This is a genomic window from Propionicimonas sp. (assembly GCF_034927565.1).
GTDB lineage: Bacteria > Actinomycetota > Actinomycetes > Propionibacteriales > Propionibacteriaceae > Propionicimonas.
Genome location: NZ_JAYFPT010000121.1, coordinates 1 through 2,511 on the forward strand (window position 1 = coordinate 1; position 2,511 = coordinate 2,511).

At 71.8% G+C, this 2,511-nt stretch carries 1 protein-coding gene; it reads left to right on the plus strand.

Features of this window, described 5'->3' with window-relative positions:
* Positions 1-161 precede the first annotated feature (161 nt).
* Positions 162-2,511 (plus strand): malto-oligosyltrehalose synthase (gene treY, locus VB080_RS15740; protein ID WP_323419394.1); only part of this gene is annotated, 2,350 nt, incomplete at its 3' end.

A 2,511-nucleotide genomic window follows, 5' to 3' on the forward strand; every position in this document is an offset into this window, starting at 1 on the left:
CCTCCGAAGAAGCCAGCCGCAAGAGATTAGCATCTGCACCGCCCGGGTGAGAAACCAGCCGGTCACCTGCCGGAAGACCCGCGCCGAGGACGGACGTCCCAACCTGCCACCGACACTCGGCTGCTAGGTTGGCCGGCAGCCCCCGATCGGAGGTTGTCGCCATGCACCGTCCCGCGTCCGGCCGCCGCACGCCGCTCAACACCTACCGGCTGCAACTCAGCGCGGCGTTCACCTTCGCCGATGCCTGCGCCCGGCTGCCCTACCTGGACGCCCTCGGCGTGACCGACCTCTACCTCTCACCCATCCTGACGGCAACCCCGGGTTCGGCCCACGGCTACGACGTGGTCGATCCCACGACGGTCTCCGCGGAACGGGGCGGACGGGACGGCTTCGAGGCTCTCGCCGCAGCGGCCCACGCCCGCGGAATGGGGGTCGTGGTCGACATCGTTCCCAACCACCTGGCGATTCCCGACCCGCTGTGGCTGAACCCGGCACTGTGGTCGGCCCTCCGCGACGGGCCGGAGTCCGGCTACGCCGACTGGTTCGACATCGAGGCGGGCGCGGCACTGGTGCTCCCCGTCGTGACGCTGGACGGGGACGACGATCCCATCCCCCGGCTGATCACCGATCGACGGCTGCGCTTCGGCAGCCTCGATCGTCCGGACGGACCGGAGCCGGTGCTCCTGCTGGATGACAAGCCGTATCCACTCGCCCCCCACACCGCCGGGCTGCCGCTGGCGGAGGCCGCCGCCTGCCAGCATTACTCGCTGCAGCGTTGGCAGGGCAACCACACCCGGCTCACCCATCGCCGGTTCTTCGACATCGTCACGCTGATCGGGGTGCGCCAGGAACTGCCCGACGTCTTCGACGCCACCCACGCCGAACTGCTCGACCTGTACCGCGGCGGGTCCATCGACGGTTTTCGAGTCGACCATCCGGACGGCCTGGCCGACCCCGAGGTCTACTTCGAGCGCCTGCGCGAGGCCACCGGTGGTGCCTGGGTGGTGGCCGAGAAGATCCTCACCGGCGACGAGTTGCTGCCGCCGGCCTGGCCGGTCTGCGGCACCACGGGCTACGAGGCGGCCTGGCGGTTCGACGCCGTCCAGCTCGATCCGGCGGCTGCCGAGCCGCTGGCACAGCTTGCCCAGCGCACCGACAGCCCCGCGGCCGACGCCCAGCTGCTCAGTTGGCCCGAGGTTGCCGAAGCCGCGAAACGGTACCTCGCCGACACCTCCCTGGCGATTGATGTCGACCGGCTGATCCGGCTCGCCCGGCAGGTCGATCCCGCCTGGCCCGAGGCCGACCTGCGCACCTGCCTGCGGGAGTTCCTGGTCGCGATGGACCGCTACCGGGCTTACGTCCGTCCGGGGCGACCGGCGGACGGGGTGGACGCCGCGGTGCTGACGGGAGCCGCGGAACGGGCCGCGACCCGCCTCCCCGAGCAGCTCCAGCCGATCCTGACGCGGCTGCATGATCTTGCCGCCGGCACCATGGTGGGCCCGGCCCGGCCGGCGGTGGGCGTGACCAAGGGCGTGACGGACACCGGAGTCCCGACGGACAGTGGAGTGCCGACGGGCGCGAGCAGTGGAGTGCCGGGCGACCCGACCCGCGGCGGAGTGCCGGAGGACCCACCTATCCGCGCGAGGGCGGCGGCAGAGTTCGCCGTCCGATTCCAGCAGGTCACCGGAGCCCTGGTAGCCAAGGGGGTGGAGGACACCGCTTTCTATCGCTGGACGCAACTGCTGACGCTGTGCGATGTCGGCTCCGATCCCGGCAGCTTCGGGCTCACCCCGCAGCAGCTGCACGACTGGCTCGGCCGGATGCACGCCGACTGGCCGGCAACCATGGCGCTGGGCTCGACCCACGACTCCAAGCGCAGCGCGGACGTCCGGGCGCGGATCGCGGCGATCAGCGAGTACCCGGCGGAGTGGACGCAACTGGTGGCCGACCTCACCCCCGCCGCCGCCGACCTGCCAGCCCCCTTGCGGACCATCCTCTGGCAGACCCTGGCCGGCACCTGGACCGACGCCGGCCCGATCGACACCGACCGGCTGGCCGCCTTCGCCGTGAAGGCAGGACGGGAACAGAAACTGTGGACCTCCTGGGTCTCGCCCGACGGTGCCGCCGAGGCCCGGGTCGCCGGGGCGGTGCCGCGCCTGGTCGCCGATCCGTTGGTCCGGCAGCGGTTCGACGCGTGGATCCGGCTGGTCGCCGACTCGGTGCGCACCAACACGTTGTGCGCCACGCTCCTTCGGCTCACCGCGCTGGGGGTCGCCGACACCTACCAGGGCTGCGAGACCGTTCGGTTGAGCCTGACCGATCCGGACAACCGCCGACCGGTCGACTGGGAGCAACTCGCCGCCAACCTGCCGCCCAAACCCGGGGCGATTCGGGCCGCCGAGGGGTATTTGCCCTCGGGTGCCGGAATTTCCCCGGGTTTGGGCGAGGCTGCCGCCGCGGACGGCCCCGATGCCCGCCTCGCCACCGACAAACTGCTGCTCACCACCACCG